This window comes from Bradyrhizobium sp. CCBAU 51627 (assembly GCF_028128765.1).
Lineage (GTDB): Bacteria > Pseudomonadota > Alphaproteobacteria > Rhizobiales > Xanthobacteraceae > Bradyrhizobium.
In genome coordinates, this window is record NZ_LBJG01000061.1 from 1 (window position 1) to 1,818 (window position 1,818).

1 pseudogene is annotated in these 1,818 nt (G+C 58.6%); it reads left to right on the top strand.

What is annotated here, in order from left to right:
- Positions 1-536: 536 nt before the first annotated feature.
- Positions 537-1,737: pseudogene (locus XH88_RS25710) on the top strand (group II intron reverse transcriptase/maturase).
- Positions 1,738-1,818: the final 81 nt, after the last annotated feature.

Genomic DNA, 1,818 nt, shown 5'->3' on the forward strand with positions numbered 1-1,818 from the left:
GATGACAGTGTGCTGCAGAAGCACACAGAAAGGATGATCGAGATGGTCTGAGAATCTGTGTGCATAAGCTGCGGTAGCGATGAGGGCAGGCCCCTCGGGACCGACTTTCAGGAGTAGGTCTCAAATCACTTCAAGCGGCTTCGCTTAAGAGGCGTGGTCGTGAGCGTTGAAGCTAACGGTCGGGTGATACCCGAACGGATACGCGTCCGAGAGACGAATGAAAATGAACCCACCGATGAACCGTCGTAACGTGGAAATCGTCGTCAAAACCAGAGGTGTGTCGTCCCTCTGGGATGAGCCCGCTGGGAGCCTGATGACCGGGTGGGCGGCGACCGGCGTTGAGGGGGCGTGAATCGGATGCAGGCGCTGCCGCGGAACTGTAGGAACCAGTCGCTCCGATGGAAAGGGAGAAGCACAAGCGGAGAAGACCGCGAGGCGAGATTACCGACGCGGAGCACTGGGACGGACCGATCCGTATTAGCGACGAAGGCTCGTAATGGGGCCGGAGCAAAGGGATCGGGTCAGGTGGGCTGGCCATCGTCGCAACTGACAACAGGAGGACGACGGTGAACCAGCCGAGCAAACCGTTCAACATCGACAAGAGAGAGGTGTACGAAGCATATCTGCAGGTGCGATCCAATGGTGGCGCAGCCGGTGTCGACGGAGTGACGATTGAGCAGTTCGAGTCCGACTTGAAGAGCAATCTCTACAAGATTTGGAATCGAATGAGCTCAGGCGCTTACTTCCCGCCCCCTGTTCGCGCCGTGTCCATTCCGAAGAAGAGTGGAGGCCAAAGGATCCTCGGGGTGCCCACTGTGGCAGACCGCGTGGCACAGACGGTTGTCAAACAACTGATTGAGCCGGCGATGCTGGAAGTACGATTGGGTTCTGGAGTTCGACATCAAAGGATTGTTTGACAACATCGACCACGAGCTCTTGCTGCGGGCCGTCCGGAAACATGTGACGTGTGCATGGGCGCTGCTCTACATCGAACGATGGCTGACAGCGCCGATGGTGCAAGAGGATGGAACGATAATCGAGCGAAGCCGCGGCACCCCACAAGGGGGCGTGGTGAGCCCGATCCTCGCCAACCTCTTCATGCACTATGCATTTGATCTCTGGATGGCGCGGACGTTCCCCGATCTCAGGTGGTGTCGGTACGCGGATGACGGGTTGGTACATTGTCGGAATGAGATGGAGGCGCAAAGCGTTCGCGAAGCGCTCCAGGCTCGGCTGGCGGAGTGCCGCCTGGAATTGCATCCTACGAAGACGAGGATCGTCTACTGCAAGGACGACCGACGCCGGGGCAAAAGCGAGACGGTTATGTTTGACTTTCTCGGTTATTGCTTCCGGCCGCGGTCGGTCCTGGGGCCGCGTTCGCAGAGGATGTTCTGCGGGTTCACTCCGGCGGTCAGCAAACCAGCGCTGAACGCCATGCGAGCGACGATCCGCGGCTTGAAACTTCGCAAGCGAACCGAGGTGACGTTGGACGATATTGCCCGCGAACTAAACCCGATGGTTAGGGGGTGGATCGCTTATTATGGGCAATACACGCGTTCGGCGCTCTATCCTTTGGCGCGCTACATCAACCAGACGTTGGCTATCTGGTTGAAGCGAAAGTACAAGCGCTTCCATCACCGCTTAGGACGCGCGCGTCTCTTCCTGGAGAAGATCGCGAGTGAGAACCGCAGGCTCTTTGTGCATTGGCAACTTGGCGATGGCGGCAAGCTTGCCTGATGGGAGCCGGGTGAGGCGAGAGTCTCACGCCCGGTTCTGCGAGAGGCTGGAGGTGAAATCCCTCCGGCCTACTCACCCCAC